This is a genomic window from Pseudomonas fluorescens (assembly GCF_000967965.1).
In the GTDB taxonomy this organism is placed as follows: domain Bacteria; phylum Pseudomonadota; class Gammaproteobacteria; order Pseudomonadales; family Pseudomonadaceae; genus Aquipseudomonas; species Aquipseudomonas grandcourensis.
On sequence record NZ_LACC01000014.1, the window covers coordinates 23,674 to 49,339 of the forward strand.

A 25,666-nucleotide genomic window follows, 5' to 3' on the forward strand; every position below is an offset into this window, starting at 1 on the left:
GAAATGCGCAAGATATGGATCGCATTAATCCCGCTAATAGTTGCGGGCATAGCTAACTCGGCTCAAGCAAAAGAACTTGCCGCCAATGATCAGTACATGTGCAGTTGGGGTGCAGGCACCGCTGCAAGGGCACAGGAACTCAAGCTTTCAGGTGTTTCCTTGTATGCCGCCCGGCAGAAAATCCAGGTCTACAAGTTCGCCAAAAGCTGGATGCGCATGATGGCTCTTGGCATTACAGAGCAAACTTATGACAGTCCGTCGCGATTCAAACCGACTGCTGTGCGCCAGAGCTTTTATGAGGACTGCGTCAGGTACAAGTTGGCGCGTAAATAAAGAAGAAGCGGGCGCCGGTCGGATCGACCGCGGTGTGGGGCTGTGGCGTCTATATTGATTGACCATCCCAGCGACCCGATGGGGTGCAAAACCGGTTTCTTACAACTCAATCAGGAGGTCACCATGAGCCAGATCGATAAAGTGTTGTACACCGCCCAAACCCACACCACCGGCGGGCGTGACGGCGCGTCCCGCAGCTCCGACGGAATCCTCGACGTGAAGCTGTCGTCGCCGGGTGCGGGCGGTGGCGGTACTAACCCCGAGCAACTGTTCGCTGCCGGGTGGTCAGCCTGTTTCATCGGCGCCATGCAGGTTGCAGCCAGGGAAATGAAAGTGGCGCTGCCCAAGGATGTGGCCGTCGATGCCGAGGTTGATTTGGGCACCAATGAAGGCGGCTACCTGCTGCAGGCACGGCTCAATGTCAGCCTGCCAGGGCTGGACCGTGAAACCGCACAGAAAATCGTCGACACTGGGCACCAGTATTGCCCGTACTCGAAAGCCACGCGCAACAACATCAACGTGGTGCTCAAGCTCGTTTGAGTTGACATGAAAAGGTCTTGATCAAAAAAAGATCGCAGCCTGCGGCGGCTCCTACACCGATTTCATAGGAGCTGCCGCAGGCTGCGATCTTTTTGGTGTTGCGATACTACGAGAAAATCAATTCATCTTGCTGTGGTCATGCATCATCTTGCTGTGGTCCATGGTGCCAATCGCCTTGGCAACGGCTTCAACCTGAATCGACTCTTTCTCGCCCTTGGCGTTTTCGACGGTCAGGGTCAGCGGTACCTTGTCGCCTTCCTTGATCTGACCTGTGAGATTCATCAGCATGATGTGATAGCCGTTGGGATCGAAGCTCACCGGCTTGCCGGCCGGCAGCGCAACGGACTGCACCTGCTGCATTTTCATCACGTCGTCTTTCATGCTCATTTCATGAATCTGCACCAGCTTGGCAGCCGGCGTTTGCACGCTCAGCAGTTTGCTGTCGCTGCTCGCGGTGACGGTCATGAAGGCACCGCTCGACGGCTGGCCGGCCACGGTGGCGCGGACCCAGGCGTCGTCGACCTCGGTTTGTGCCGACACTTGAAAGGCCAGGCCGACCAGGGACAAGCCCAACGCCAGTTGCTTGCAGCGTTGTGCGAAACGGTTTTTAGCCTGCGGGGCATTCATTTCAGCAAACCTCCATCACGGTGAGCAGGTCTTCTGCGCACTCTTGGGCCGTCAGGGACGTGGACAGTCCCAGGCGCAGAGTGCCCCGGGAGTCGAAGACATAGCTGGTCGCGGTATGGGAGAGTGTATAGGTATCGCCGCTCGGCACTTTTTCAAAGAACACGCCAAATTCCTTGGCGGTGGTGGCGGTTTCTTCCAGGGTGCCGTACAGCGCTTCGAAACTCGGGTCGAAGGCTTTCACGTATTTATCGATCATCTCTGGCGTGTCGCGCTCAGGGTCCAGGGTGATGAAGATCACCTGCAGCCTTTCGCCGTCGCGACCCATCAGTTTCTTGGCTTGGGCCGCACGGGCCAGTGTGGTGGGGCACACGGCCGGGCACTGGGTGAAACCGAAGAACACCATCGGCATCAGGCCGCGATAGCTGCCCAGCATCCGGGTTTCGCCCTGAGCGTTCTTGAGCTTGAAGTTACGCCCCATGATCTTGTCGCTGAGGTCTTTGCCGTACTTGAACGACAGCTTGCTGCTGTCGTCGCAACCGGCGAGCAGGCCCAGGCTCAACAGGCCCATGCCTTGCAGGACGGTTCGGCGGGTATACAAAGTACTCATGGAAAAAAGCATCCTGTTGAACAGGCTGAAATGACAGCGTGATGACTGTACAGACGAAAAAATCGCGGGGATGTTAACAAACTGTGCCGGTGCGCGGGGCTGGATTAGACGATTGGACCGGGGGGTGGGGCGTAATGACGCAGGTGCGGCATTGGAACAACCGGCATTGAGCAAATGATCACTACCGGCTGTCAGGATTGTTCAAATGAACAATCCTGGAGCAGGGATCAGGTCGGGGACTTTTTCAAGCGGTAGGCCAGCGCGGGGCGGGTGATGCCGAGCAGGCGAGCTGCTTCCGACACGTTCTGCTGGCTGCGCTCCATGGCGGCGTGAATCAGCGCGTCTTCGACCGAGTCCAGTGGCATGCCACTGTCGATGATCTTGTCGACCCAGCCCGTGTTATCGCTCGGTGTCGCCTTGACCAGGCGCCCGTCGCTGGCCAGCCCGATGCTTTCGGCCAGTTGCGGTGAATGGGGGAACAGCGCATCAACGGTGATGCTCTGGTTCTCGTCGGTGATGATCACGCCGCGTTCCATCAGGTTTTCCAGCTCACGGATATTACCGGGCCAGTCGTAATGCAGGCATACCTCCAGCGCTCGGTCAGACAGGCCCAGGGTTTTTTTCCTGTAGCTGGCATGGAGTTTTTCCAGGAAGTGTTCGATCAGCAGCGGGATGTCCTCGCGACGTTCGCGCAAGGCCGGGATACGTACCGGAAACACGTTCAGGCGATAGAACAAGTCTGCCCTGAATCGGCCTTGGCGGACCGCGTTTTCAAGGTCTTCATGGGTCGCGGTGATGACCCGTACATTGACCTGACGAGTCTGTGAGTCGCCGACGCGCTCCAGTTCTTCCTCCTGCAATACGCGCAGCAGCGAGGCTTGGGCACGCGGTGTCAACTCGACAATCTCATCGAGAAACAACGAGCCTCCATTGGCCCGTTCGAAGCGGCCCATGCGCGACTGCTGCGCCCCGGTGTAGGCGCCTTTTTCCACGCCGAACAACTCGGCTTCGATCAGGTCTGGCGGGATGGCTGCGCAGTTCAGCGCGATGAAAGGGCCGCCAGCGCGCTCGCTACGCAAATGCAGGCTACGGGCGATGACTTCCTTGCCAACTCCGGTCTCACCCAATAGCAGCACCGAGGCCTTGCCCAGGGCCACTTTGTCGATCAATGCGCATGTTTTGCGGTACACCGCCGACTGGCCGATGCCGTAGAACTTGCCGGCTTCGATCTGCAAGCGCTGGCGCATATTGGCCACCTGCACCTGCAGTGCCTGCAGCTCATCGATGATTGGATCGCTCTGGAAGTAGCGCATGATTTCTTCGGCATCCTCCCATTGCTCAGCGGGTTTGCCGATGATCCGGCATTGCTCTCCGCCGCATCCCCGGCAACTGACCTCCTTGTAGATGATCTGGCGACCGAGGAAAAACGAGCTGTAGCTGATGGCATAGCCGAGCAGCATCCAGCACACCGGCTGGTCGGAATGCAGGTTTTCCGTTTGGCAGTTTTCGACCTCGAAGGAGTCCTGCCACTCGATGTCGGCATAGAACTGGCCATTCTCCAGGTCGATATCTATTTCCTGGGGGCGGACGTTGACCATTCCCTTGAGCGAGTGCAGTTGCGGGCCGGTGAAGAACATCTCCACATCACTGCCATGTGGCCGAAGTTTGCGTGCCAGTTCCGCATCCTTGAGTCCGGACTGGTAGCCCAGGCGCATAAAAAAGCCCTTGGCCCGTTCGACGCCGAGCATCTCGATCAGCTCGCGTCTGCATGAGGCCATCATCGAAACCTGGATCAACAGCATGCGTTGCTCATCCAGCCAGATCTTGCCTTCGCTGCCGAGAAAGCGCACCTGGTCGGTCAGGTCCTTGAGCGACGGCGGGTGCTGCGAGGCCTTGTACTTGGTGATCATTCAGTGCGCCCCTGATTGTAGTTATTTGGGGTGGAGATGCTTTTCCGCTCAGGCAATGGCGGTTTTTTTTCGCATCGTAACGACCGGAATTTCTTGGGCAAGGCAGGTCGGTTTTTCTTTTTCTAAGCGGCCTGAAAGTACATCAAAAGTCAATCTCCGCACGATTGGTCATTTGCTCGAAGGGGTTGGCAAGGTTTGAGCAAATGATCAAATCGTTGGTACGACTGCTTGCTCCCGACAGTGCTCATGAACCTTCGCATCTCTCTTTTATTTTTCATAAGACGTTGTTTTAAAGGGTATTTAAATCTTTGTTCGAGTGGATTTCCACCGCTGGCACCCTTGTTGCTCCATACCCGGAACAACAAGGGAGACCCGAGCATGAACCAACCTGCCAATACCTTCGACCAGATGCCGCGCTACATCCGTGTACGCAGCATGCCGGGCGATGCCTTTGTCGAATTCGATTTCGCCATTGGCTATCCCGAGCTGTTCGTTGAACTCGTGTTGCCGCATCAGGCGTTCAAGCAGTTCTGCGAAAACCACCGGGTCCAGCACATGGACGCGCAGATGGCCGAAGCCCTCGATGCCGATGCGCGCAAGTGGCGCTACGGCGAAACCCGAGATGCCGAATCCGACCAACCCCCCCAACAATAATTACAGGAGTCCACTCCATGAGTGTCGAGATCAAGACGACGACCGTCGAGACGATCCGCAACACGTTCAGCCACACTCGTCGCCGGTTTGGCGACAAGGTTGCCAGCCGTTACCAGGAAGCCAGTTTCGACCTGGAGTCAGCGACCAATTTCCATTATCGGCCGCTATGGCAACCGGACAAGCTGCTCAACGATGCCACACGTACCGCGGTGGTCATGGCTGACTGGTACGCCGTCAGCGACCCGCGCCAGTATTACTACGGCGCCTATGTCCAGGCCCGGGCCAGGATGCAGGAAAACGCCGAGCACGATTACGCGTTTTGCGAGAAGCGCGACATGCTTGCCGGCCTCTCGGCGACCAATGCCCAACTGATCAGCCGGCTGCTGTTGCCACTGCGCCACGCCGAGATGGGCGCCAACATGAACAACAGCAACATCGCGGCCGACGGTTTTGGCACCAGCGTGACGCAGATGCACATGTTCCAGGCCATGGATCGCTTGGGCATTGCGCAATACCTGTCGCGCATCGGCCTGATGCTCGATGACGGCGATGTCCTTCTCCTGGCTCAAGCCCGGCAGCAGTGGCTGGACGATCCCGCGTGGCAGGGCGTGCGCCGCTACGTCGAGGACACGCTGGTGGTGCGCGACTGGTTCGAGTTGACCGTGGCGCAAAACCTGGTCAGCGATGGCCTGGTATACCCGCTGCTGTTCCACAAGCTCGACGAACAACTGTCAGCCAATGGCGCAGGCCAGGTCGGCATGTTGACCGAGTTCATGCGCCTGTGGTTTGCCGAAAGCCAGCGCTGGGTCGATGCCCTGCTCAAGACCGTGGTCAACGAAAGCACCACCAACAAGGCCCTCGTTCAAGGCTGGATCGACCACTGGAGCCAGCGTTCGGTCGATGCACTCCAGCTGCTGGCTGGCCTGGGGATCGATGAGTCCGCACTGGATGCCGTGTGCAGCGAGTTCAACGCCCGCCTGAAGAAGCTCGGCCTGACAGGAGCCTGCGTATGACTTCCTTCGTGTACATGAACCTGCAGGACACCGACTACGCGCGCTCGATCGTCGAAGCCATCGTCCAGGACAACCCGAATGTCGCGATTGAGCATCAGCCATCGATGATCCGCATCGAAGCCCAGGGTCGACTGGAAATCCATCGCGAAACGGTCGAAGCGCTCACTGGCAGCCCCTGGGATATCCAGGAAATGCTGATGTACGTGATCACCCTTGGCGGCAACGTCGTGGAAGAGGACGACAGCTTCTCCCTGTACTGGAACAACTGATTGCCGGTTTCAAGCCAGGGTTTGATCCATAACAAGAATTCGGGAGTGCCATCATGGCCGTGAAAAAACGCCTCAATGCCAAAGAAAAATACCGCTGCATGACCCGTGACCTGGATTGGGAGCCCAGCTACCAGACACACGAGGATATTTACCCTCATGAGCGCTTTGAGGGGATCAAGATCACCGACTGGGACAAGTGGGAAGATCCGTTCCGCCTGACCATGGACACCTACTGGAAATACCAGGCCGAGAAAGAGAAAAAACTCTACGCGATCTTCGACGCGTTCTCGCAAAACAACGGCCATACCACACTGTCGGATGCCCGTTACGTCAATGCCCTGAAACTCTTTCTCTCGGGTGTCACGCCGCTGGAGTACCAGGCCTATCAAGGTTTCGCCCGGGTCGGCAGGCAGTTCAGCGGTGCCGGCGCGCGGATCGCCTGCCAGATGCAGGCCATCGATGAATTGCGTCACGTGCAGACGCAGATTCACGCCATGAGCCATTACAACAAACACTTCAACGGCCTGCATGATTTCGCCCATATGCATGATCGCGTGTGGTTCCTCTCGGTACCCAAGTCGTTCTTCGAGGATGCGCGCACGGCCGGCCCATTCGAGTTTCTTACGGCCATCTCGTTCTCGTTCGAATACGTGCTGACCAACCTGTTGTTCGTTCCCTTCATGTCGGGTGCTGCGTTCAACGGTGATATGGCCACGGTGACGTTTGGCTTCTCCGCACAGTCCGACGAAGCCCGGCACATGACCCTGGGCCTGGAAGTGATCAAGTTCCTGCTGGAGCAGCACGAAGACAACGTGCCGATTATCCAGCGCTGGATCGACAAGTGGTTCTGGCGCGGTTACCGCTTGCTGACGCTGGTGGGGATGATGATGGACTACATGCTGCCCAATAAAGTCATGTCCTGGTCCGAAGCCTGGGGCGTGTATTTCGAAGAGGCCGGCGGTGCGCTGTTCAAGGACCTTGAGCGCTACGGCATTCGTCCGCCCAAGCATGTTGAAGAGGCCAATATCGCCAAGGACCACGTCAGCCATCAGGCCTGGTCAATTTTCTACCAGTACAGCCAGGCGACCAACTTCCACACCTGGATGCCGACCGACGAGGAACTGGACTGGCTCTCGGAGAAGTACCCGGACACCTTCGACAAAATCTATCGGCCACGATTCGAACACTGGCGTGCCCTGCAGGAAAAGGGCGAGCGGTTTTACAACCCGACGCTGCCGATGCTCTGCCAGATCTGCCAGATCCCGCTGTCGTTCGGCGAACCGGATGACCAGACCACCCTCAGTCATCGCAGCGCCGAGCATGAAGGCGAGCGTTATCACTTCTGCTCCCAGGGTTGCTGCGACATTTTCGAGTACGAGCCGACCAAGTACATCCAGGCCTGGCTACCGGTGCATCAGATCCTGCAAGGCAACTGTGGTGGCGCGGATGTCGAGTCGGTGGTGCGTGACTACTACAACATCAATCCCGGCCAGGACAACTTCGAATATTTGGGCTCCGCCGAACATCGACGCTGGCAGGACTGGCATCCGAACGATCGCAATAGCGCTCCCGTTGACCCGGACCTGCAAAAGACCGGTTGACCCTGCGTATCACTGTGGGAGCGAGCTTGCTCGCGATGAGTCCATGACATTCACCGCTTGAGTGTCTGTTGCACCGCGTTCGCGAGCAGGCTCGCTCCCACATTCCAACTGACAACAATAAGGAAACGATCATGCCCGTGACTGCCATTGGCGCCTATGAGGCCCAACCCCTGGACCGCCAGGAAAATTTCCATGGCCTGCAACTGGTGTACCTGTGCTGGGAAAAACACCTGATGTTCTGTGCCCCGTTTACTTTTCCACTGCCCCCGGCGATGCCGTTCAGCGACTTCATCGAGCAGGTGGTCAAACCGTCGATTGCCTCCCACCCGGATGCGGCGCGGGTCGACTTCAGCCGTGCGCTATGGCGCCTCAACGATCAGCCGTTCTCTCCGGTCTACGGAGACAGCCTGGTTGCCAACGGCATCGACCATAAGAGCCTGCTACACCTCGACACCCCTGGCTTGAACGGCATTGCCGGCAGCTTCAATTGAGGACTCGGTGATGAGCTACCAAGTAACCATCGAACCCACTGGCGAACAGATCGAAGTGGAAGAGGGCCAGACGATTCTTCAGGCCGCGCTGCGACAGGGTGTCTGGTTGCCATTCGCCTGCGGCCATGGCACGTGCGCCACCTGCAAGGTCCAGGTGCTGGAGGGCGAAGCGGACCTTGGCGCGGCCTCGTCCTTTGCGCTGATGGACATGGAACGCGACGAGGGCAAGGTGCTGGCGTGCTGTGCGATTCCGCAAAGCGACATGGTGATCGAGGCTGACATCGATGCAGACCCGGACTTCCTCGGGCACCCCATCGAGGACTTCCATGCGGTGGTCAGTGCACTGGTGGATCTGTCGCCCACCATCAAGGGCGTGCATCTTAAACTCGATCGGCCGATGGCGTTCCAGGCCGGTCAATACATCAACCTGCAGTTACCCGGGATCGAGGGCACGCGAGCGTTTTCGCTGGCCAACCCGCCCAGCCGCGCCGATGAAGTCGAATTGCATGTGCGGCGGGTCGAGGGCGGAGTGGTCACCGGCAAGATCCACGATGACTTGAAGGTCGGCGACGCGGTGGAACTGTCCGGGCCCTATGGGCAGTTCTTCGTCCGTTCCTCGCAGGGGGGAGATTTGATCTTCATCGCCGGCGGCTCCGGTCTGTCGAGCCCGCAGTCGATGATCATCGACCTGCTTGAGGCGGGGGATATCCGCCAGATCGTGCTGTTCCAGGGGGCGCGCAATCGGGCGGAGTTGTACAACCGCGAGCTGTTCGAAGTGCTGGCGCGAGAGCACGCCAACTTCACCTATGTGCCAGCGCTCAGCCAGGCGGTCGAGGATAGCGAATGGGCAGGGTTCAAGGGATACGTGCATGACGCTGCAAAACAGCATTTCGACGGTCGTTTCAGCGGTCGCAAGGCTTATCTGTGCGGACCACCAGTGATGATCGATTCCGCTATTACCTGCCTGATGCAAGGGCGGCTGTTTGAGCGCGACATCTTTATGGAGCGTTTTTACAGCGCCGCCGATGGCTCCGGTGAGAACACACGCTCGGCGTTATTCAAACGCATCTGAGTTTCACCGTCTCCGGGTTGCAAAAAATGCCGGACGCAGCAGATCGTCTTGACGATCGGCTGCGCCTGGCTGCCTATAAAAATAACAAAAGGTCCTCGATCATGAATGCTGTATTCAGAGCCACACGTGCAAACACCTTGTGCCATATCGGATTGAGTTTGCTGGCGATTGCCAGTACCGGGGTTCAGGCCACGGAGAACGGAGGTTCATCCTATCCGATGGGGGCGGAGAACTACATGTCCGGGGCGATGCCGCCGCCAGGTCTGTATTCACAGTTTTTTGTCGGTCACTACGAGGCGGATTCTTTGCGCGGCAATCACGGGGAGAAGCTCCCCGTGGATTTCAGTGTACGGGCCGACTCGATTGCGCCACGCCTGATCTGGGTGACCGATCAGAAAATACTCGGCGGCAACCTGGCCGTGCACGCCTTGGTGCCGCTGGTTGACCTCAAGGTGGAAGTCAACGGCCAGTCGCAAAGCAAGCAGGGCCTGGGCGACATCATCTTCGGGCCAGCGCTGGGTTTTCATCACAGCGAAAAGCTGCACAGTATTCTGGCACTGGATTTCATCGCACCTTCGGGTCGCTACGACCGTGGTGACCAGGCGAACATCGGTCGCAATTATTGGGTGATCGAGCCCGTGCTGGCGGTGTCGTATATCGATCCGAACGGACTCAACGTCGACGCCAAAATGATGTACGACTTCAACCTGCGCAATGATGCCACGGATTATCGTTCCGGCCAGGAAGCGCATGTTGACTACGCCCTGGGCTGGGGCCTTGGTAACGGTTGGGTGGTCGGAGTCGGTGGTTATGTGCTGTACCAGACCACGGATGACCGGCAGAACGGTGAGCGTATAGAGGACAACAAGGGGCGGGCGCTGGCAATTGGTCCGTCCGTGAAATACACCAGCAACTCGGGGTGGTTTCTCACGGCCAAATGGGAACAGGAGACCGAGGTGCGCAATCGGGCCGAGGGCAATGCCTATCGGCTGAAGCTGACCGTTCCTTTCTGAATGACGGTGCTCCGGTAAGGATCGGGCCTTGCACACTCGCAGGGCCCGTTCGATTCCGGTTAACGACGCAGCTTCGCGCAATGATCCTGTTGCGGTTGCGCGGCGGTGTACCAGACATAATCCGCACTTTCGACGGTCACGGTCTTGCCTGCTTCGGCCAGGATCAACACCGCATTCCCTTCACCGGCACCGAGGTCCTTCAGGTGCAGCGGCACGCCTAGATCCTTGCGCACGTGGAAGGCACCGGCCAGCAGCAGTGCAGGCGTCGGCGCAGCGATCAGGCGCTCGGCCATGCGCCGGTCACGTTGCTGCTGCACGGCGAGCATGGCCGGCATCTGCGCTTCGGGCAGCAGGCCGCAATGGGATTCGCGGATGTCGTCCAGCAAGGTCGCCTGCACCTGTTGGGTGGTGGACGCTTGCCCCGTGAGTACCGGGCGCTGTTTGTAGATCTGCATGATCTGCGCGCGGTCCAGGTTCGCCGCCAGCAGCGGATACGGCTGCCTTAGCGCATAGGTGACAAGTGCGCCATAAACACTCCAGTCCCAATTGGCCTGCCAGGCCAGCGCCTTGAACGCATCGGCCGGTGGCTGGCCCGCGCGGGTCGCGGCCTGCGCGGCATCGACCCTGGCCTGCTGATCGGGGTTGAGCATTTCCATCAGCAGGCTGCCCTGGGCCCGTTGTACCGCCAGTTCGCGCAGCAGCCACAATTGCAGGGCGTGGTGGTCCGGGTTGTCGTGTTGTTCACCGACCAATACCCGAGGCACAACGGCCAGGCGTTCGACCAGTTCTTGCGGTGTCAGCGTACGGCCCGTGGCGAGTTCACGGATGACCCCAAGGTCGGTGTGATCACGCCCTTGCGGAGTGATCGGCGCCGGCAGTGGTGTGACCTGATGGGTTTGGCAGGCAGCCAACAGGCTGAATGCACAGAGCAACAGAAAGCGCATCGGTTTTCCTTATTGGACAGGTGCCCCCTCGATGACAGAGGAGGGGGCGGCATCAGCGCGCGATGATCAACGGGTGGCCGCGCTCCGGGTGTTGCTGAATCAGCACCTCCAGCCCATACACCGCCGCCAGCGCTTCGGCGGTCAGCACCTCTGCCGGTGGGCCGTAGGCGTGGGGCAGGCCCTGTTGCAACAACAGTAGTTGATCGCAGTAACGTGCGGCCAGGTTGAGGTCGTGCAGGATCACCAGCACCGCGGCGCCGCGCTCGGCGAAATCACGCACGGCTTGCAAAATGGTGTGCTGGTGCAGCGGATCGAGCATTGACGTCGGTTCATCGAGCAGCAGGGTTTGCCCTTTGGCACCGGGCCAGAGCTGAGCGAGCACCCGCGCCAGATGCACGCGCTGGCGTTCACCGCCGGACAGGGCCAGGTAGCTGCGTCCGGCAAGATGAAGCGCATCGGCGGCTTTGAGCGCCTCGGCGACGATTTCGGCATCACGCACGCGGCCGCTGGCGTGGGGCAAGCGACCCATGCCGACGACTTCATTGACCGAAAACGCAAAGTTCAGGCTCGAACTCTGCGGCAGCACGGCCAGGCGTTTGGCCCGCTCCTGACCCGGCCAGTCGGCGAGCGGACGCTCGTCGAGGCGGACCGTTCCTTCGCTGGTCGCCAGGTCGCCGCATAAAGCAGCGAGCAGGGTGCTTTTGCCGGCGCCATTGGGCCCCAGCACACCCAGCACTTCACCTGGGCGCAACTTGATATCGATGTTCGCCAGTACCGTGCGGTTGCCACGACGTACCAGCAAGTTGTTTGCCCGCAGCATCAGGAACGCCCTCGCACCAACAGATATAGAAAGAACGGAGCGCCTATCAGCGCAGTCACGATGCCGATGGGCAACTCGGCCGGCGCCAACAGCAGGCGCGCCGCCAGATCGGCCAGCAACAGCAGACTGGCACCGGCCAGCAACGACGCGGGCAGCAACACCCGGTGATCCGGGCCGACCAGCAGGCGCATCAGATGCGGCACCACCAGGCCGATAAAGCCGATCAGGCCGGCTGCCGCGACGGCCGCGCCGACGCCGAGCGCCGTGCACAACACCAGCTCAAGCTTGATCCGCTCGATGTCGAAGCCCAGGTGACGGGCCTCCGACTCACCCAGCAGCAATGCATTGAGCGCCGCCGCCCGGCGGGGCAACCACAACGCCACGCCCAGGGTGACGATCAGCAACGGCCACAAGCGCGGGTAGCTGGCGCCGTTGAGGCTACCCAGGTTCCAGAACGTCAGGGTGCGCAAAGTGGCGTCGTCGGCCAGGTAGGTGAACAGACCGACCCCGGCACCGGCCATGGCCGTCATCGCCACACCCGCCAAGAGCATGGTGGCAACGTCGGTTTGCCCGTTGCGGCGACCAAAGCGATACACCACCGCCGTGACGATCAAGCCACCGGCGAAGGCGCTGACCGACAGCAGGTAGGGTTCGATCGCCGGCGGCAAGCCACCGAGCAGGCTGCCGCCGACGATGGCAAGGGCGGCACCGAGCGCCGCACCACCCGAGACGCCGACAAGACCTGGGTCCGCCAAGGGATTGCGGAACAACCCCTGCATTGCCACGCCGGACAGCGCCAGTACCGAACCGACGGCGATGCCGAGCAAGCTGCGCGGCAGGCGAATCTGCCCGAGGATCAACTCCGCCTGCTGCGTGTCGCCACCTTCCAGCGGCAACCCCAGCAGACGCATCCCGGCCAGCAAGGTATCGCCCAGCGGCAGGCTGACCGGCCCGAGGGCCAGGGACAGCCAGAAAACCAGCACCAGCAATAACAGCAAAAAGATCAACGTCGGACGCGGCCGAAAAATGGCCGTCATTGGCTGATCTCGGCGGCCTGCGCTGTGGTGTCCGGGTAGGACGTCGTGGCACAGGCCAGCAGTGTCTTGATACGCATCGGGACTATTCCTTAGTCGATCAGAGGGGGGCGGGCATCGAAACCTTCGTAGCGGGTGATGATGCCATCGACGCTCGGCTTACGCACACGCCACGGTTCGGTCACGCCAGTGGTTTTCAGGTGCAGGTTGAACATCGGGGCGAGTGCGCTGAATCAGGTGTCCATCCAGTGCAGGCTGTGCAGTGTCATCGATCATGAGAAGAACTTGTGATCATCAAGATTAAAATGAGTTTGTCTCACTCGTTGGTACTGTCGACAATGGCCCCATTGAACGCATTGGAGTTATTTGACATGGCTGTGGCCCATTCCCTTGGATTTCCGCGCATTGGTCGCGACCGCGAACTAAAAAAGGCTCAAGAGGCGTTCTGGAAGGGCGAGCTCGACGAAGCCGGTCTGCGCGCTGTGGGCCGCGACCTGCGCAAGACCCACTGGGATTTGCAGAAAAAGGCCGGCATCGATCTGCTGCCCGTCGGTGACTTCGCCTGGTACGACCAGGTCCTGACTCACTCGTTGATGTTCGGTGTGATCCCGGAGCGGTTCCGCCCGCACGATGGCAAGGCCAGCCTGCAAACCTTGTTCGGCATGGCGCGTGGTGTCAGCGACAGTTGCTGCGGCGGCGCGCATGCCCAGGAAATGACCAAGTGGTTCGACACCAACTATCACTACCTCGTCCCTGAATTCAGCGCCGATCAGCAGTTCCAGCTCGGCTGGGACCAGTTGTTCGAAGAGGTCGAAGAAGCCCGCGCATTGGGGCACAACGTCAAGCCGGTGATCATCGGCCCGCTGACTTACCTGTGGCTGGGCAAGGCCAAGGGCGCCGAATTCGACAAGCTGGAGCTGCTGGATCGTCTGTTGCCGCTGTACGGCCAGATCTTCCAGCGCCTGGCGGCACAGGGCGTCGAGTGGGTGCAAATCGACGAGCCGATCCTGGTACTCGACCTGCCACAGGACTGGAAAAACGCCTTTGAGCGGGCCTACAACCTGATTCAGCGTGACCCGTTGAAGAAGCTGGTCGCCACTTACTTCGGTGGGCTGGAAGAGAACCTGGGCCTGGCCGCCAACCTGCCGGTGGACGGCCTGCACATCGATCTGGTTCGCGCACCTGAGCAGTACCCGACCATCCTCGATCGCCTGCCAGCCTACAAAGTGCTGTCGCTGGGCGTGGTCAACGGCCGTAACGTCTGGCGCTGCGATCTGGAAAACGCTTTGGCCACCTTGCAGCACGCCCAAGAACGTCTGGGTGATCGCCTGTGGGTCGCGCCATCCTGCTCGCTGCTGCACAGCCCGGTTGACCTGTGTCGTGAAGACAAGCTCGATGCCGAACTGAAAAGCTGGCTGGCGTTTGCCGTGCAGAAGTGTGAAGAAGTCGCGGTGCTGGCTCAGGCAGTCAACGAGCCGGAAGCGCCGAACGTGCTTGAAGCGCTGACCCAAAGCCGCGCCGTGCAGGCCAGCCGTGCTGCATCGCCTCGCATCCACAAGCCGGCCGTACAGGCGCGTGTTGACGCCATCACCGCCCAGGACAGCCAGCGTCATTCGCCGTTTGCCCAGCGCATCGAGAAACAGCGCGCCGGCCTGAACCTGCCGCTGTTTCCGACCACCACCATCGGTTCGTTCCCGCAAACCGCGTCCATCCGCCTGGCTCGTCAGTCGTTCAAGCAAGGCAAACTGACCGAAGCCGAATACACCGAAGCCATGCACAGCGAGATCCGTCACGCCGTGCAAGTGCAGGAACGCCTGGGCCTGGACGTGCTGGTGCACGGTGAAGCCGAGCGCAACGACATGGTCGAATACTTCGCCGAGCAACTCGACGGCTACGTGCTCACCCGTTTCGGCTGGGTCCAGAGCTACGGTTCGCGCTGCGTGAAACCGGCGGTGATCTACGGTGACCTGAGTCGTCCGAAAGCCATGACCGTGGAGTGGATCCGCTATGCCCAAGGCCTCACCGACAAGGTGATGAAGGGCATGTTGACCGGTCCCGTGACCATGCTGATGTGGTCGTTCCCGCGCGAAGACGTGAGCCGCGAAGTGCAGGCCCGTCAACTGGCGTTGGCGATCCGTGATGAAGTGGTGGACCTGGAAACCGCCGGGATCAGGATCGTGCAGATCGACGAGGCCGCGTTCCGTGAAGGCCTGCCGTTGCGTCAGGCGCAGTGGCAGCACTACCTGGACTGGGCGACCGAAGTGTTTCGCCTGTGCGCCTCCGGCGTGCGTGACGAAACCCAGATCCATACCCACATGTGCTACAGCGAATTCAACGATGTGATCGAGTCCATCGCCGCCATGGATGCCGACGTGATCACCATCGAAACCTCGCGCTCGGACATGGAGCTGCTGGACGCGTTCGAAGCCTTCGCCTACCCGAACGAAATCGGCCCGGGCGTGTATGACATCCACTCGCCACGGGTGCCGGACTCCTCGGAAATGGCCAACCTGCTGCGCAAGGCCGCCAAGCGTATTCCCGCCGACCGCCTGTGGGTCAATCCGGACTGCGGCCTCAAGACCCGCGGCTGGCCGGAAACCGAAGCGGCGCTGGTGCACATGGTCAACGCTGCGCGCCACCTGCGTAAAGAATGGGCCTGACGCTTTACTGGATGCACCAGTGAAACCTGTGGGAGCGAGCTTGCTCGCGATGACGGAGTGTCAGGCGACATCGATGTCGAATGTGCCGGCCTCTTCGCGGGCAAGCCCGCTCCCACAGGGATTATCGGCGGGTACAAGAACTGTGTGCGATATTGAAACCACTCAGCGGCGCGGTTCGGCCACCAACAGCAATGACTGTGGCACGGAGCTTTGCGGGTGCTGTGGCTCTTGCAAGCCGGCCAGCACAAAACCCGCCATGTCCAGTGCGTTCAGCCAACTGGACAGGGTGCGGAAATACCACGGCATGGGCTGCCACTGCCCCTTGAAGCCTGCGAAGGTCTCTTCCCGCCAACCATCCTGATAATCGCCCGCCGCAGCCGCCCACGGGTGCAGCGTCTGGATCACCAGCGCGCCACCCGGGGCGAGCAGGGTGTTCATGGCGGCGAGCAGGGGGATGATGTCCTGATGCAGCAGGGCGAAGTTGGCGCAAATCAGGTTGTAGTCGCGGCCGATGTCGACTTTCGCTTCAGCCAGTTGTTCATAGCTCGCCAAATGCACCGGCGCAGCGCCCGCCGCCCGCGCCGCCGCCACCAGCGTCGCATCGCCATCCACGCCGACCGCCTCGATACCCCGGTCTGCCAGTGCCCGCAACAACCAGCCTTCGCCGCAACCCAGGTCGAGCACACGCTCGGGCTGACGCCCTAGCACCGCCAGCAGGATGGCCTGGTCGGTGACCTTTTGGCGGCTTTCGATGGTGCCGCTACGAATGGCGTCGATCCAGGCCCGGGCGTTGTGGTGCCAACTGTCGAGGAGGGTGGATTCGGGGGCTGACATGGTCGATGTCCGGCGTGATGGGTTGGATGAAAGGATAGGGCAACAGAAGATTTACGGTGGAGCCGGTTTACCCGGCTCCGCCGACTGCGCATGGCTAGGCGCTTTTAGTGGCTGCCAGATGGTAGGCAACCAGCGCATTGGCGTGACCATGACCCATGCCGTGTTCGGCTTTGAGCCAGGCCACCAGTTCCATGTGTTTCTTGTCGCTGACGGTCTTGAGCAGGTCCAGCCAGTGGCTGATCGGCTGCCCGTACTTTTTTTCAATGGACGGAAAGTACGAAGCCGGTCCTTTGGTTTTTGTCTCTTCGGTCACGATGCAAACTCCCTTTTCGATTTTCCAGGTTCGAAAACAGCACCGTTACGTTACTTATTTGCCGTCAACGCGTCCATCGTCCAGATAGTCGAACCTGGAGCATGTCGATCTCAGTCATTCATCCCGTCATCGATCGCGATGCGCTGGGCACGCATGGCCTTGATCAACTCGCTACGGGTGCCGGGCAGGTTGAGCATGGTCTTGGCGCGCAACGCCGTGACTTCTTCGGCGGTGTAGGGCTGATAGTCGACCGGCAGGCTATTGCCAGCCATGCCGTCTTCACGCATCAGCCAGTTGAGCAAGTCCGCCAGTTGCGCGTTGTTCAGCGCCGACTGCGACATGCCCGGCACCCGCACGAGGAATTCGCGGCCGCCCGGGACTTTCAGGAAATTGCCGACAAAGCCTTTCATCCGTGGCGTGTCGTTGGCGGCGGAACCGCTGCCGTCGCCCAGGTGGCAACCGGCGCATTGCAGCTGGTAGTTCACGCCGACGCTGTAACCGGCCTGAGCAATCGGGGTTTGCAGTGATTCATTGCCCGGCGCGTGATGCTGGTTCGGGGTGGGAATGGCCCGGGCATAGGCGAGCGGGGCGCCAAGGGCGCAGATGAGACCGAGGAGTAGCAACTTGCGCATGACTGAGCACCTTTTGCTTGTTGCGGGCGAAAGTTAAAAAACAACCGGACAAAATAAAAAAGCCGCCGATTGCGCGAACAACCGGCGGAAAGCGCGTTTTTAAACGGCGACGCCGCGGATGACCGAAACGGTGCAGTGATAGATGTGCGATTTGGCGGCCAGGCACCAGTTCACATCGTTGTTGTTGAACGGGCGGTAGGCCGGTTCTTCACTGTCGTTACGGGTGCAGGCGCACTGGGCGCAGCTTTGCTTACCGCAGCAGTCGTTGTACGAAATGATGTAGTCCTTGCCGTCGGCCGGGTTGCGGCAGGTGCCGATCCAGGTCACTTGCGAGGCTTCGGTGCCCGGTGGGCAGGACGTCACCGACCCGCCGCAGCAGCTGCACAGAAAGCCGTCGATGGAGCAGTAGCGCCAGTAGTCGCAGCTGTTCGGATCACCCGGGTCGCCGGCCTGTGCAGGCTCCGCGGCCAGGGCCTTGCTGGTGCGATCCAGCGGCAACAGCAGGGGCAGGGCGGCACCGGCCACCATCAGCGAACCCATGCGTGCCAGCAGTTTGCGGCGCGACGTGGTGTCGGCGACACGGCGGGACGAACGCTCAAACAACAGATCCAGCAGTTTCATAAAGGTCTCCCTGCCTTATCAGTGGCTATGGCCGTGGCTGTGGTCGTGATCGTGGGTGTGCGGTTGGGCATTGAGGTACTGCTGCAGCGTGGCGTGCTTCAGGTGCTCGACTTCGAACAGGCTGTCCAGGTGCTCGCGGGAGTTGACCAGGCCTTTGGCGCGCAGGGTGCCGGCCTTGTCGATCAGCGCGGCGTACGGCAGCTTGCCGATCTGGTAGGTCATGCCCACTTGCGGGCCGACCACGTAGGTGGCGTCTTCGAGTTTGTGTTCGCGGATCAGCGCTTGCTGGGCGTCCATGTCGCCATCGCTGACGAACACCACGTCGAGGTTACCGGCCTGTTCCTTGGCGATGGATTTGATCGCCGGCAGCAACGACTTGCAGATCGGGCAGGTCGGCGAGAGGAAGAACAGCAGTTGCGATTTCTCGCCGGCATAACCGAAGTTCACCGGACGACCGTGACGGTCGCTGGCGGTGACTTGCGGCGCGGGTTCATTGACCGCCACGCCTTTGTCGACCATCAACGCGCCGGCCGGCGCCAGGCGACCGTGCAGCACGCCAATCTGCCGCACCAGGCCCATGACGACAAACGCCACAGCCACCAGCAGCACCCAGAGCAGAACGTTGGAAACAATCAAGCCTTCCATTTCGATTACCTACCAATCAATTTGAGCAGAAGAGGGGAATTCGCCAGCAAGCCATCGGCCGCGGCGTAGATGAGCAGCGCGACCGCAGCGGCGGCCAGGGTCACGAAGCCATCGAACAGGTTGAGGTCGCGGGCAACCGGCGCCACGCTGGCGAACAGCGCCAGAGCCACCAGTGCGCTGTTGCGCAGCAGCAGTACCGGGCGCAGTGGCTGTGCCTGGTCGGGACCGGCGCAACCGCAATCGATGTCCGCACGACCGCGCCACAGGTTGATGCCGATGGCGGCGGCGTACAGCGCCAACAGGCTGGCGGCGCTCAACGCGGCATAACCACGGCTGACCGGCACCAGCAGGGCAAAGGCGATGGCCAGTTCCAGCAACGGCACCAACCGTGCCGTCGGGCGCACCAGCGCCTCGGGCAGCAGTTGATAGTCCGCCAGCTGCCGGGCGAAGCGGGCCGGCGCGCGCAACTTGTGGGTCGCGGCGCTGGCCAGCAACACCGCGATGGCGACGGCGCTGGCAATGATGAAGATCGGATCTGTGTGCATGGCCGAACCTCTTAGTAGCTCAGGACTTGAGTCGCGGTTTTGGCGACTTTCGGCATGCTGCCGGTGAGCTTGTTGGTCTTCAGATCGAAAATCTGCAAACCGCCTTCCACGTCGGCGCCGAGCAACAGCGGCTTGTCGTCGCCGGTGGCCTGCATGCTCCACACCGGAACCGGGGCTTCCAGGGTCGCCACTTTCTTGTGGGTCTTGAGGTCAAACGCCCAGATCAGCGGGCTAGGGTCTTCCCACTTCATCGCTTCGTGGGCGTCGTGCATCAGCACGTACAAGCGGTCCAGCTTCGGTGCCACGGCCATCAACTGCCAGCCACCCGGCGCCCAACCGGCTTTCTTTTCCTCGTCGGAAACCAGTGACCAGGACGGCAGGACCTTCGGCGCGTCGCCGGCGAAATCCACTGGGTGTACGGTGCCGGTCGTGGTGGTGAAGTAGTAGGTGTCGCCGACGTTGACCGCGCGCTCTACCAGTTTTTCTGCGTTCGGATCAAAGAACGGCGTGCGGCTGCGCGCGGTTTCCTGGCCCTGATCGTTGAGGGTCACCACCTGCAGGCTGCCGTCACCGCACAGCGAGGCGAAGCGGCGGTTGCCGACCGGGTAGTTGAGCACGCAACCGGGGATGGCGATTTCCGTGGCAACGGCCTTGGCCTGGGTATCGACCACGGTCACCGACGTCGACGGGGTGAAGTTGTAGACGTAGACGAACTTGTCGTCGCCGCTCGGCTTGAGCGAGTAACGCTGGGTCAGCGATTCGGCGCGCTTGTTCGGAATCAGTACTTCCCAGGCCGGCGACAGGGTCGAGCTGTCCCAGGCGGTGAGCACGTCGGTGCGGGTGCCACGGGTGCCGCGCGAATACCAGATGTCCGCACTGTAGAGGGTCTTCTTGTCGTGACTGAGGGTCGACGGCGCAGCAAAACCGGTCGGCACCATGCCGAGGATGCGCTTCTGGTCCGGGTCGACCACGGTCACGCGGCCAGCCACGAAGCTGTCGAACTCGACGTCGATGACAAACGCGCGGTGAGCTTCGGGTGGAAACGCCAGAACGGTCTGGCCAATCGTACCGGCGGGCAAGTCCGCGCGGGCACTGTTCAAACCGAGTACAAGCAGGCTCAGGCCTAGCGCTGACTGTACGGAGATCCTGTTTGTTCGCATAAGGGGAACTTCCTGAATTGTTGGTAACGCGGATCGCGGGTGCTTTGGCAGATTTTTACCCTTTGATTCTGCCGTGCCCCGCGATCGGGAGAATTGCCCTGCCTGCCAAGTGTTTGTGTGTCTGTGCCAGTGTCATGAAACTGGCTGCACAAGCTGATAAGGCGGGGGGTTGACTGGAATGAGAGGGAGAAGGATGTAGGCGAATTTGTGGCGAGGGGGCTTGCCCCCGTTCGACTGCGCAGCAGTCGCAAAGCCTGCTGGCGCGGTGTGACTGGGAAATGCTGGGGCCGCTTCGCAGCCCAACGGGGCGATGCGGCGTTCCGACAAGCCCCCTCGCCACAGGGGTTGTGTAAGGCCACAGGGTTTGTGTAGATCAGGCCACAGGATTTGTGTGCTTCAGGCGAGGGGCAGGGAGAAGCTGAACACCGCGCCGCACGGCTCGAGGTTTTGCGCCCAGATATCGCCACGGTGGCGGCCGATGATGTTCTTGCACAGCGCCAGGCCGATGCCGTTGCCGCTGACCTTGGACGAGAAGAAACCGTCGAACAGTTTTTCTCGCGCCTGGGCCTGAATGCCGCGACCGCAGTCTTCGATGCGCACCAGGGCCACGTCGTTCTCACGGCTGGCATGGATTCGCAGCAATCGACGTTCAGTAGGCAGGTCAGCCATTTCTTCAATGGCGTTGAAGGCCAGGTTGAGGATCACCTGACCGATCAGCACCTTCTCGCAACTCACCCGCAGCGGTTCGGGCGCGGTGACGATTTCCACGCGCACCAGGCTCGGATCGGCCCGCAGGCTGATGAAGTAGCGGGTTTCGCGCAACAGCTCATTGAGGTCGACCAGTTCTTCGGTCTGCTCCAGCTTGACCACGTAATCGCGCACACTCTTGATGATCACCGAGGCGTGCTCAATCTGCCGCACGGCGCTCTGCAAACCCCAGGCGACGCCTTGATCGGTTTCGCCGGCGTTGCCCAGGCGAATCACCGCGCCTTCAATAAAGTTGCGAGTCGCCGCCAATGGCTGGCTCAACTCGTGGGCGATGGCCACGGCCATTTCACCCATGGCGTTGTAGCGCGCCAGGTATTCGATTTTCTGCTCGCTGACCCGCCGCGCCTCTTCGGCCAGCACTTGCTCGGTGACGTCGCGGAACAACAGCAGATGGCCGACCAGATCGTCCTCGATCTCGATGTAGCGGCAGGTTGCGTCATGCCAGCGCCACTCGCCATCGCGGCGCTGCACCCTGTAATGCACGTTGAACGGCGCGTGCTTCGGTCGCTCATGGGCAAGCTGTTGCAGCAGGCGCTGGCCGGATGCGTCGTCGCACCAGGCCAGGAAGTTCTTGCCTATCAGCTTGTGCACTTCGCTGTTGAGCAGGTGCGCGCCGGAGTCACTGATAAAAACGATGTCGCCCTCGGGGCCGAGCACCGCCACGCCTTCGGCCAGGTCCTGCATGAACGCCGTGAGTCGGCTTTCGAACCGCTTGAGGTCGCGCTTGACCTTGTCCTCCTTGGAAATGTCGCGGAACTGCACCATCAACACATCGCGACCGTCCAGGTGCACCAGGGTCGCCACCGCCTCGGAAAGAATCTCGACCCCTTGCTTGGAGCGATAGCACCACTCGATGGCCCGTTGCCCGGTGCGCGCGGCGCCTTCCAGCCAGCGCAAACCCACCGAGCGCCGGTACTTCGGTGCGTCGCGGGTCATGTCCGGGGCCTTGAGCGGCGTCAGTTCTTCCAGGGTAAAGCCCAACGCCGCCAGGGCAGCGGCGTTGGCCCAGAGAATTTCCTTGGTGTGCGCGTCATGAAGAATGATGCACAGCGGCATGGCTTCGATCAGCGCATAAAAGTCGTTCGGTTTTGGCTGGTACATCGCACGGCCCCTGGCGGCAGAGATTTGCAGTATGGCGTTTTATACCTGCTCGCACAGCGGGATGCGCTCAGAGGTAACCGGTGGAGGTCTAGGGGTTTTCTTTAGCGAGGGGGCTGCACGCACCAATAGTTGTGCCGGGACGCGGTTTTTACACTGGACCTCAATGCAAGGGCAGCCACACCTCTTCTCGGTGCAGCCCCACTAACAATAATCAAAACGGAGAACTAGCCCATGCTGCGTTCAGCTGTCGCGCAACAAGACCCTGTGTCCGCCCCGGTCGTACCAATGGTCGAGAGTCAGCTATTTCAGCAAGTGCTGGATGAGGTTCGCCAGCGTCGCGAAGAATTCGACACTGTTTCCCACGTACCTCGGGACATGATCGAGCGCTTCAAGCAGGTGGGCATCTACCGCGCCGCCACGCCGAAATGCTTCGGCGGCGATGCCCTGGCACCGTCGCTGTTCCTGCAAATGATCGAGCGCATCTCCGAAGCCGATGGCTCGGCGGGCTGGGTGGCCAGCTTCGGCAGCGCCGGCGTCTACCTTGCCGCCTTGCCGCGGGAAACCCTGGCGGAGCTCTACGCCGAAAGCCCTGACCTGGTATTCGCCGGCGGCCTGTTCCCCTTGCAACCGGCCGAGGCCGTGGAAGGCGGCTATCAGGTCAACGGCACCTGGAAATTCGCCAGCGGCTGCAAAGGCGCAGACCTGCTGGGCGTTGGCATCGGCGCCGCCGGCGGCAAGCCGCGCACCGCTGTGTTCCGCCCGGAGCAGGTAGACATCGTCGAGAACTGGGAAGTGGTCGGCCTCAAAGGCACCGGCAGCCATGACTTGCGAGTGAGCGATAAACGCGTTGATGAGCGCTGGACGTTTATCCGTGGTGGTGCCGCAACCATCGACGAGCCGCTGTTCCGCTACCCGTCGATCGCCTACGCCGCGCAAGTGCTGGCAGTGGTCAACCTCGGCCTGGCCCGTGCCGCACTGGACGAAATCAGCCGCATGGCTGGCGGCAGCGGCATCACCGGCGCGCCGAAATTGTCCGACCGCGCTTACGTGCGCATCGAGATCGCCAAGGCTGAAGCCAAGCTCAGCGCCGCCCGCGGTTTCTTCTACAACGCCACCGAGCAGGTGTGGAACTCGATCCTGGCCGGCAACCCGGTCACCCCGGAGCAGACCAGCCTGTTGCGCCTGTCGGCCATTCATGTGTCCCAAGCCGGTGCCGAGGTGGTGCAGAGCGCCTACAGCCTGGCCGGCACCACCGCCATTTACCTGCGCCATCCGCTGCAACGCTACCTGCGCGACTCGATGGTGGTGACCCAGCACGCCTTCCTCAGCGAAGGCCTGTACGACGGCGCTGGCTCGGTGTTACTCGGCGTGCCGCCGTTCCCGGGTTACATCTGAACCCTATTGATTTTTCACTTTTTCAAGGATCAACAGCATGTCCCAAGCTACCCAGGAACCGTTGCGCGTCGTCTTCTGCATCGGCATCACCCAGAACTTTTTCGACCTGCCCACCGGCGAAGGCCTGAGCGTGTGGAAAGGCTTCAGCCAGATGATGGGTGACCTCGGCGCCATGCCCGGCATCACCGTGCTCGGCGCAATGGACGACGACCGCCTGATGGTCGGCCCGTCCACCACCTCACCGTGGACCGTGTACATCATGGCCGACGTCGACTGCCACCAGTCGGTGATCGACGCCTGCAACCTGTTCCGCACCACGCCGGTCGGCCAATACAGCCTGTGGCGCTACGCCAAGATCGAAGCGCGCATCGGTCGCCCGTTGACCATTCCTGATGCGGCCAAGGTGTAAGCCATGAACGAGGCCTTGCTGCAGCGTCTGGCGACGCTCGAAGGGGATCTGGCGAAGCTCGAAGGGGAAAGCGCAGTGCGTCGCCTGATGGCGCACTACATGGACCTGTGCGACGTGCCGCGGGCGGCGATTCATCTGAGCCAGTTGGCGCAATTGTTCACCGAGGATGCGATCTGGGAAGGCCTCGGCACCCAGACCGCACAGACTTTCGGTCAGCACCAGGGGCGTGAGGCGGTGGCCGCGTTTGTCGGCGGTTATCTGCCGCCGTCCGACCACTTCAAGCTGAACCTGCATTACCTCACCAGCGAATCGATTTTGGTCGACGGCAAGGCGGCGCAGGGGCAGTGGATCATGCAGCAGATCTCGACTTACGCCGATGGCCGCAACGAGCTGTTCGGCACGCGCCTGAACATCGATTTTCGTTGTGACGACGGCGTCTGGCTGATCGCGCATTTCCGCACGCAACGGCTGTTCAATACGGAGCTCTTCACCTTGGGAGCGGGCACATGAGTACTTTCATCAGCGAATTCCTCCTCGGTGGCAACGGCAAGCGCGTCGCCATCAAGGACTCCATCGACATCGCCGGCCATCCGACCCGCTCGGGCAGCCGCGCGTTTGCCGATGCTCCGGCGGCGACGAAAAACGCCGAAGTGGTCGATGCGATCCTCGACGCCGGCTGGCAGATCGTCGGTAAGACCAACCTGCATGAACTGGCGTTCGGCGTCACCGGCATCAACGACTGGACCGGTACACCGATCAACCCGCAAGCGCCGGATCGTGTTCCTGGCGGCTCGTCCAGCGGCTCGGCTTCGGCGGTTGCGGCCGGGTTGGCGGACATCGCCATCGGCACCGATACCGGTGGTTCGGTGCGGGTGCCGGCAGCCTGCTGCGGGATTGCCGGTCTCAAGCCGACTTATGGTCGCGTCAGCCGTGTCGGCGCCCATCCGCTGGAATCCAGCCTCGATTGCGTCGGGCCGTTCGCCAAAAGCATGGACGACCTGATCGCCGCGATGCAGGTGATCTGCCCGGGCTTTGCAATTCAAGACTTGCCGGGCGAAGGCGCCAAGGTCGGTTTTCTCGAGGTGGCCTGCGATGCGCACCTGCAAGCCAGCCTGGGTGCCGCCGCGGACCGCGCCGGATGGCGTCGAAGCAACCTGCACCTGAGCGAATTCGAAGCGGCGTTCGCCGCCGGCCTGACCGTGATCAATTTTGAAAACTGGGCGGCGTTCGGTCACCTGACCGGCAAGGGCCTGATCGGCGCCGATGTGGAAACACGTCTGCTGGCAGCCAGCCGCACCACTCGCCAAGACCTGGCCGAGGCCGAAGCCGTGCGCACGGCGTTCACTCAACAAGTGGACGCGGCGCTGGAAGACTTTGCCGTATTGCTGCTGCCGACAATGCCGACCCTGCCGCCGACCCTCAGCGAAGCCCGCGCCGGCAGCAAGGCCGTGGCCGGCATGACTCCGCTGGTTCGGCCTTTCAACCTCAGCGGCCACCCGGCTCTGACGGTGCCGGTGGAACTCGACTGCGGCGGGCTGAAGGTTGGCCTGCAAATCGTCGGTCGTAAAGGTCAGGACGAACTGGTCTGCGCCTTTGGTGCGCAACTGCAACAGAGCATGGCCGCCGAACGGCCTGGCTCTAAAACAAAATCATAA

Annotated in this window: 28 protein-coding genes and 1 pseudogene; 14 read left to right on the top strand and 15 right to left on the bottom strand. The window is 61.1% G+C overall.

The features are described from left to right. Positions 1-3 precede the first annotated feature (3 nt). Both VC35_RS12265 and VC35_RS12270 read left to right on the top strand, forming a co-directional pair. Positions 4-333: a hypothetical protein gene (locus tag VC35_RS12265; protein WP_046040326.1), complete on the top strand. Its 330-nt coding sequence runs from the start codon at positions 4-6 to the stop codon at positions 331-333. 123 nt (positions 334-456) lie between these two features. Further along, entirely contained in the window at positions 457-873 is a 417-nt protein-coding gene (locus tag VC35_RS12270; RefSeq protein ID WP_046040328.1) for an organic hydroperoxide resistance protein, read from the top strand. Positions 874-990: 117 nt separating this feature from the next. Here VC35_RS12270 and VC35_RS12275 read toward each other — a convergent pair whose 3' ends face one another. From VC35_RS12275 to VC35_RS12285, 3 genes are all read right to left on the bottom strand, one after another. Next, positions 991-1,500, bottom strand: coding sequence for a copper chaperone PCu(A)C (locus tag VC35_RS12275; RefSeq protein ID WP_046040329.1), 510 nt, complete (start codon positions 1,498-1,500; stop codon positions 991-993). Between the two features lies 1 nt (position 1,501). Then, positions 1,502-2,107 (bottom strand): SCO family protein, encoded by a 606-nt coding sequence (locus VC35_RS12280; protein ID WP_046040331.1) that lies wholly within the window; start codon positions 2,105-2,107, stop codon positions 1,502-1,504. A 227-nt stretch (positions 2,108-2,334) separates the two neighbouring features. Next, positions 2,335-4,017 carry a sigma-54-dependent Fis family transcriptional regulator gene (locus tag VC35_RS12285; protein WP_046040332.1) on the bottom strand — a complete coding sequence of 561 codons (1,683 nt, stop codon included), beginning with the start codon at positions 4,015-4,017 and terminating at the stop codon, positions 2,335-2,337. Between the two features lie 378 nt (positions 4,018-4,395). Here VC35_RS12285 and VC35_RS12290 point away from each other — a divergent pair, with 378 nt between their 5' ends. From VC35_RS12290 to VC35_RS12320, 7 genes are all read left to right on the top strand, one after another. Beyond that, positions 4,396-4,671: a phenol hydroxylase subunit gene (locus tag VC35_RS12290; protein WP_046040333.1), complete on the top strand. Its 276-nt coding sequence runs from the start codon at positions 4,396-4,398 to the stop codon at positions 4,669-4,671. A 17-nt stretch (positions 4,672-4,688) separates the two neighbouring features. Beyond that, positions 4,689-5,684 (top strand): aromatic/alkene monooxygenase hydroxylase subunit beta, encoded by a 996-nt coding sequence (locus VC35_RS12295; protein WP_046040335.1) that lies wholly within the window; start codon positions 4,689-4,691, stop codon positions 5,682-5,684. Then, positions 5,681-5,953 carry an MmoB/DmpM family protein gene (locus tag VC35_RS12300; protein ID WP_046040336.1) on the top strand — a complete coding sequence of 91 codons (273 nt, stop codon included), beginning with the start codon at positions 5,681-5,683 and terminating at the stop codon, positions 5,951-5,953. Before VC35_RS12295 ends, VC35_RS12300 begins: the two co-directional genes overlap by 4 nt. 53 nt (positions 5,954-6,006) lie before the next feature. After that, the gene (locus VC35_RS12305; RefSeq protein WP_046040337.1) at positions 6,007-7,554 is read left to right on the top strand and encodes an aromatic/alkene/methane monooxygenase hydroxylase/oxygenase subunit alpha; all 1,548 of its coding nucleotides are present in this window, start codon (positions 6,007-6,009) and stop codon (positions 7,552-7,554) included. 131 nt (positions 7,555-7,685) lie between these two features. Continuing rightward, positions 7,686-8,045 (top strand): phenol hydroxylase subunit P4, encoded by a 360-nt coding sequence (locus VC35_RS12310; RefSeq protein ID WP_046040338.1) that lies wholly within the window; start codon positions 7,686-7,688, stop codon positions 8,043-8,045. A gap of 10 nt (positions 8,046-8,055) precedes the next feature. Beyond that, on the top strand, positions 8,056-9,117 hold the full coding sequence (locus VC35_RS12315; protein WP_046040339.1) for an NADH:ubiquinone reductase (Na(+)-transporting) subunit F: 1,062 nt from the start codon (positions 8,056-8,058) through the stop codon (positions 9,115-9,117). A 101-nt stretch (positions 9,118-9,218) separates the two neighbouring features. Further along, the gene (locus tag VC35_RS12320) at positions 9,219-10,130 is read left to right on the top strand and encodes a SphA family protein (RefSeq protein WP_080925304.1); all 912 of its coding nucleotides are present in this window, start codon (positions 9,219-9,221) and stop codon (positions 10,128-10,130) included. Between the two features lie 59 nt (positions 10,131-10,189). Here the strand turns inward: VC35_RS12320 and VC35_RS12325 are convergent, their stop codons facing one another. From VC35_RS12325 to VC35_RS28870, 4 genes and pseudogenes are all read right to left on the bottom strand, one after another. Continuing rightward, entirely contained in the window at positions 10,190-11,074 is an 885-nt protein-coding gene (locus tag VC35_RS12325) for a ChaN family lipoprotein (RefSeq protein ID WP_046040341.1), read from the bottom strand. Positions 11,075-11,126: 52 nt separating this feature from the next. Continuing rightward, positions 11,127-11,894 (bottom strand): heme ABC transporter ATP-binding protein, encoded by a 768-nt coding sequence (locus tag VC35_RS12330; RefSeq protein WP_046040342.1) that lies wholly within the window; start codon positions 11,892-11,894, stop codon positions 11,127-11,129. Beyond that, positions 11,894-12,877 carry a FecCD family ABC transporter permease gene (locus tag VC35_RS12335; protein WP_185754776.1) on the bottom strand — a complete coding sequence of 328 codons (984 nt, stop codon included), beginning with the start codon at positions 12,875-12,877 and terminating at the stop codon, positions 11,894-11,896. The genes VC35_RS12330 and VC35_RS12335 overlap by 1 nt, the downstream gene beginning before the upstream one ends. Before the next feature lie 149 nt (positions 12,878-13,026). Continuing rightward, positions 13,027-13,161, bottom strand: a pseudogene (locus tag VC35_RS28870) (hemin-degrading factor); the annotation flags it as partial. A 138-nt stretch (positions 13,162-13,299) separates the two neighbouring features. On the opposite strand from VC35_RS28870, the gene metE reads away from it, so the two are divergent. Beyond that, positions 13,300-15,588 carry a 5-methyltetrahydropteroyltriglutamate--homocysteine S-methyltransferase gene (gene metE / locus VC35_RS12340; RefSeq protein WP_046040345.1) on the top strand — a complete coding sequence of 763 codons (2,289 nt, stop codon included), beginning with the start codon at positions 13,300-13,302 and terminating at the stop codon, positions 15,586-15,588. A 162-nt stretch (positions 15,589-15,750) separates the two neighbouring features. On the opposite strand, the gene VC35_RS12345 is transcribed toward metE, so the two are convergent. From VC35_RS12345 to VC35_RS12380, 8 genes are all read right to left on the bottom strand, one after another. Beyond that, a complete protein-coding gene (locus VC35_RS12345) occupies positions 15,751-16,422 on the bottom strand; it encodes a class I SAM-dependent methyltransferase (RefSeq protein WP_046040346.1) in 672 nt (223 codons plus the stop codon). A 94-nt stretch (positions 16,423-16,516) separates the two neighbouring features. After that, positions 16,517-16,735 (bottom strand): DUF4287 domain-containing protein, encoded by a 219-nt coding sequence (locus VC35_RS12350; RefSeq protein ID WP_046040348.1) that lies wholly within the window; start codon positions 16,733-16,735, stop codon positions 16,517-16,519. A gap of 110 nt (positions 16,736-16,845) precedes the next feature. Next, on the bottom strand, positions 16,846-17,367 hold the full coding sequence (locus tag VC35_RS12355) for a hypothetical protein (RefSeq protein WP_046040349.1): 522 nt from the start codon (positions 17,365-17,367) through the stop codon (positions 16,846-16,848). Between the two features lie 99 nt (positions 17,368-17,466). Next, positions 17,467-17,988, bottom strand: a complete 522-nt coding sequence (locus tag VC35_RS12360) for a methylamine dehydrogenase light chain (RefSeq protein ID WP_008050506.1) — start codon at positions 17,986-17,988, stop codon at positions 17,467-17,469. An 18-nt stretch (positions 17,989-18,006) separates the two neighbouring features. Continuing rightward, positions 18,007-18,633: a methylamine dehydrogenase accessory protein MauD gene (gene mauD / locus VC35_RS12365; protein ID WP_046040350.1), complete on the bottom strand. Its 627-nt coding sequence runs from the start codon at positions 18,631-18,633 to the stop codon at positions 18,007-18,009. Between the two features lie 5 nt (positions 18,634-18,638). Then, the gene (locus tag VC35_RS12370; protein WP_046040351.1) at positions 18,639-19,178 is read right to left on the bottom strand and encodes a MauE/DoxX family redox-associated membrane protein; all 540 of its coding nucleotides are present in this window, start codon (positions 19,176-19,178) and stop codon (positions 18,639-18,641) included. Positions 19,179-19,189: 11 nt separating this feature from the next. Beyond that, positions 19,190-20,338, bottom strand: a complete 1,149-nt coding sequence (locus VC35_RS12375; protein WP_046040352.1) for an amine dehydrogenase large subunit — start codon at positions 20,336-20,338, stop codon at positions 19,190-19,192. A gap of 396 nt (positions 20,339-20,734) precedes the next feature. After that, positions 20,735-22,207: a sensor histidine kinase gene (locus tag VC35_RS12380; protein WP_046040353.1), complete on the bottom strand. Its 1,473-nt coding sequence runs from the start codon at positions 22,205-22,207 to the stop codon at positions 20,735-20,737. A 231-nt stretch (positions 22,208-22,438) separates the two neighbouring features. On the opposite strand from VC35_RS12380, the gene VC35_RS12385 reads away from it, so the two are divergent. The 4 genes from VC35_RS12385 to VC35_RS12400 are packed head-to-tail and all read left to right on the top strand — an operon-like array spanning position 22,439 to position 25,666. Then, on the top strand, positions 22,439-23,602 hold the full coding sequence (locus VC35_RS12385) for an acyl-CoA dehydrogenase family protein (protein WP_046040354.1): 1,164 nt from the start codon (positions 22,439-22,441) through the stop codon (positions 23,600-23,602). A 37-nt stretch (positions 23,603-23,639) separates the two neighbouring features. Further along, complete coding sequence (locus tag VC35_RS12390; protein ID WP_046040355.1) at positions 23,640-24,011, top strand: hypothetical protein; 372 nt, start codon at positions 23,640-23,642, stop codon at positions 24,009-24,011. A 3-nt stretch (positions 24,012-24,014) separates the two neighbouring features. Next, the gene (locus VC35_RS12395; protein WP_046040356.1) at positions 24,015-24,521 is read left to right on the top strand and encodes a nuclear transport factor 2 family protein; all 507 of its coding nucleotides are present in this window, start codon (positions 24,015-24,017) and stop codon (positions 24,519-24,521) included. After that, complete coding sequence (locus tag VC35_RS12400; protein WP_046040357.1) at positions 24,518-25,666, top strand: amidase; 1,149 nt, start codon at positions 24,518-24,520, stop codon at positions 25,664-25,666. Before VC35_RS12395 ends, VC35_RS12400 begins: the two co-directional genes overlap by 4 nt.

What these genes read in the sequence shown, in the direction of transcription:
- VC35_RS12265 (WP_046040326.1), top strand. Translation starts at nt 4, where the DNA reads ATGCGCAAGATATGGATCGCATTAATCCCGCTAATAGTTGCGGGCATA.
- VC35_RS12270 (WP_046040328.1), top strand. Translation starts at nt 457, where the DNA reads ATGAGCCAGATCGATAAAGTGTTGTACACCGCCCAAACCCACACCACC.
- VC35_RS12275 (WP_046040329.1), bottom strand. Translation starts at nt 1,500, where the DNA reads ATGAATGCCCCGCAGGCTAAAAACCGTTTCGCACAACGCTGCAAGCAA.
- VC35_RS12280 (WP_046040331.1), bottom strand. Translation starts at nt 2,107, where the DNA reads ATGAGTACTTTGTATACCCGCCGAACCGTCCTGCAAGGCATGGGCCTG.
- VC35_RS12285 (WP_046040332.1), bottom strand. Translation starts at nt 4,017, where the DNA reads ATGATCACCAAGTACAAGGCCTCGCAGCACCCGCCGTCGCTCAAGGAC.
- VC35_RS12290 (WP_046040333.1), top strand. Translation starts at nt 4,396, where the DNA reads ATGAACCAACCTGCCAATACCTTCGACCAGATGCCGCGCTACATCCGT.
- VC35_RS12295 (WP_046040335.1), top strand. Translation starts at nt 4,689, where the DNA reads ATGAGTGTCGAGATCAAGACGACGACCGTCGAGACGATCCGCAACACG.
- VC35_RS12300 (WP_046040336.1), top strand. Translation starts at nt 5,681, where the DNA reads ATGACTTCCTTCGTGTACATGAACCTGCAGGACACCGACTACGCGCGC.
- VC35_RS12305 (WP_046040337.1), top strand. Translation starts at nt 6,007, where the DNA reads ATGGCCGTGAAAAAACGCCTCAATGCCAAAGAAAAATACCGCTGCATG.
- VC35_RS12310 (WP_046040338.1), top strand. Translation starts at nt 7,686, where the DNA reads ATGCCCGTGACTGCCATTGGCGCCTATGAGGCCCAACCCCTGGACCGC.
- VC35_RS12315 (WP_046040339.1), top strand. Translation starts at nt 8,056, where the DNA reads ATGAGCTACCAAGTAACCATCGAACCCACTGGCGAACAGATCGAAGTG.
- VC35_RS12320 (WP_080925304.1), top strand. Translation starts at nt 9,219, where the DNA reads ATGAATGCTGTATTCAGAGCCACACGTGCAAACACCTTGTGCCATATC.
- VC35_RS12325 (WP_046040341.1), bottom strand. Translation starts at nt 11,074, where the DNA reads ATGCGCTTTCTGTTGCTCTGTGCATTCAGCCTGTTGGCTGCCTGCCAA.
- VC35_RS12330 (WP_046040342.1), bottom strand. Translation starts at nt 11,894, where the DNA reads ATGCTGCGGGCAAACAACTTGCTGGTACGTCGTGGCAACCGCACGGTA.
- metE (WP_046040345.1), top strand. Translation starts at nt 13,300, where the DNA reads ATGGCTGTGGCCCATTCCCTTGGATTTCCGCGCATTGGTCGCGACCGC.
- VC35_RS12345 (WP_046040346.1), bottom strand. Translation starts at nt 16,422, where the DNA reads ATGTCAGCCCCCGAATCCACCCTCCTCGACAGTTGGCACCACAACGCC.
- VC35_RS12355 (WP_046040349.1), bottom strand. Translation starts at nt 17,367, where the DNA reads ATGCGCAAGTTGCTACTCCTCGGTCTCATCTGCGCCCTTGGCGCCCCG.
- VC35_RS12360 (WP_008050506.1), bottom strand. Translation starts at nt 17,988, where the DNA reads ATGAAACTGCTGGATCTGTTGTTTGAGCGTTCGTCCCGCCGTGTCGCC.
- mauD (WP_046040350.1), bottom strand. Translation starts at nt 18,633, where the DNA reads ATGGAAGGCTTGATTGTTTCCAACGTTCTGCTCTGGGTGCTGCTGGTG.
- VC35_RS12370 (WP_046040351.1), bottom strand. Translation starts at nt 19,178, where the DNA reads ATGCACACAGATCCGATCTTCATCATTGCCAGCGCCGTCGCCATCGCG.
- VC35_RS12375 (WP_046040352.1), bottom strand. Translation starts at nt 20,338, where the DNA reads ATGCGAACAAACAGGATCTCCGTACAGTCAGCGCTAGGCCTGAGCCTG.
- VC35_RS12380 (WP_046040353.1), bottom strand. Translation starts at nt 22,207, where the DNA reads ATGTACCAGCCAAAACCGAACGACTTTTATGCGCTGATCGAAGCCATG.
- VC35_RS12385 (WP_046040354.1), top strand. Translation starts at nt 22,439, where the DNA reads ATGCTGCGTTCAGCTGTCGCGCAACAAGACCCTGTGTCCGCCCCGGTC.
- VC35_RS12390 (WP_046040355.1), top strand. Translation starts at nt 23,640, where the DNA reads ATGTCCCAAGCTACCCAGGAACCGTTGCGCGTCGTCTTCTGCATCGGC.
- VC35_RS12395 (WP_046040356.1), top strand. Translation starts at nt 24,015, where the DNA reads ATGAACGAGGCCTTGCTGCAGCGTCTGGCGACGCTCGAAGGGGATCTG.
- VC35_RS12400 (WP_046040357.1), top strand. Translation starts at nt 24,518, where the DNA reads ATGAGTACTTTCATCAGCGAATTCCTCCTCGGTGGCAACGGCAAGCGC.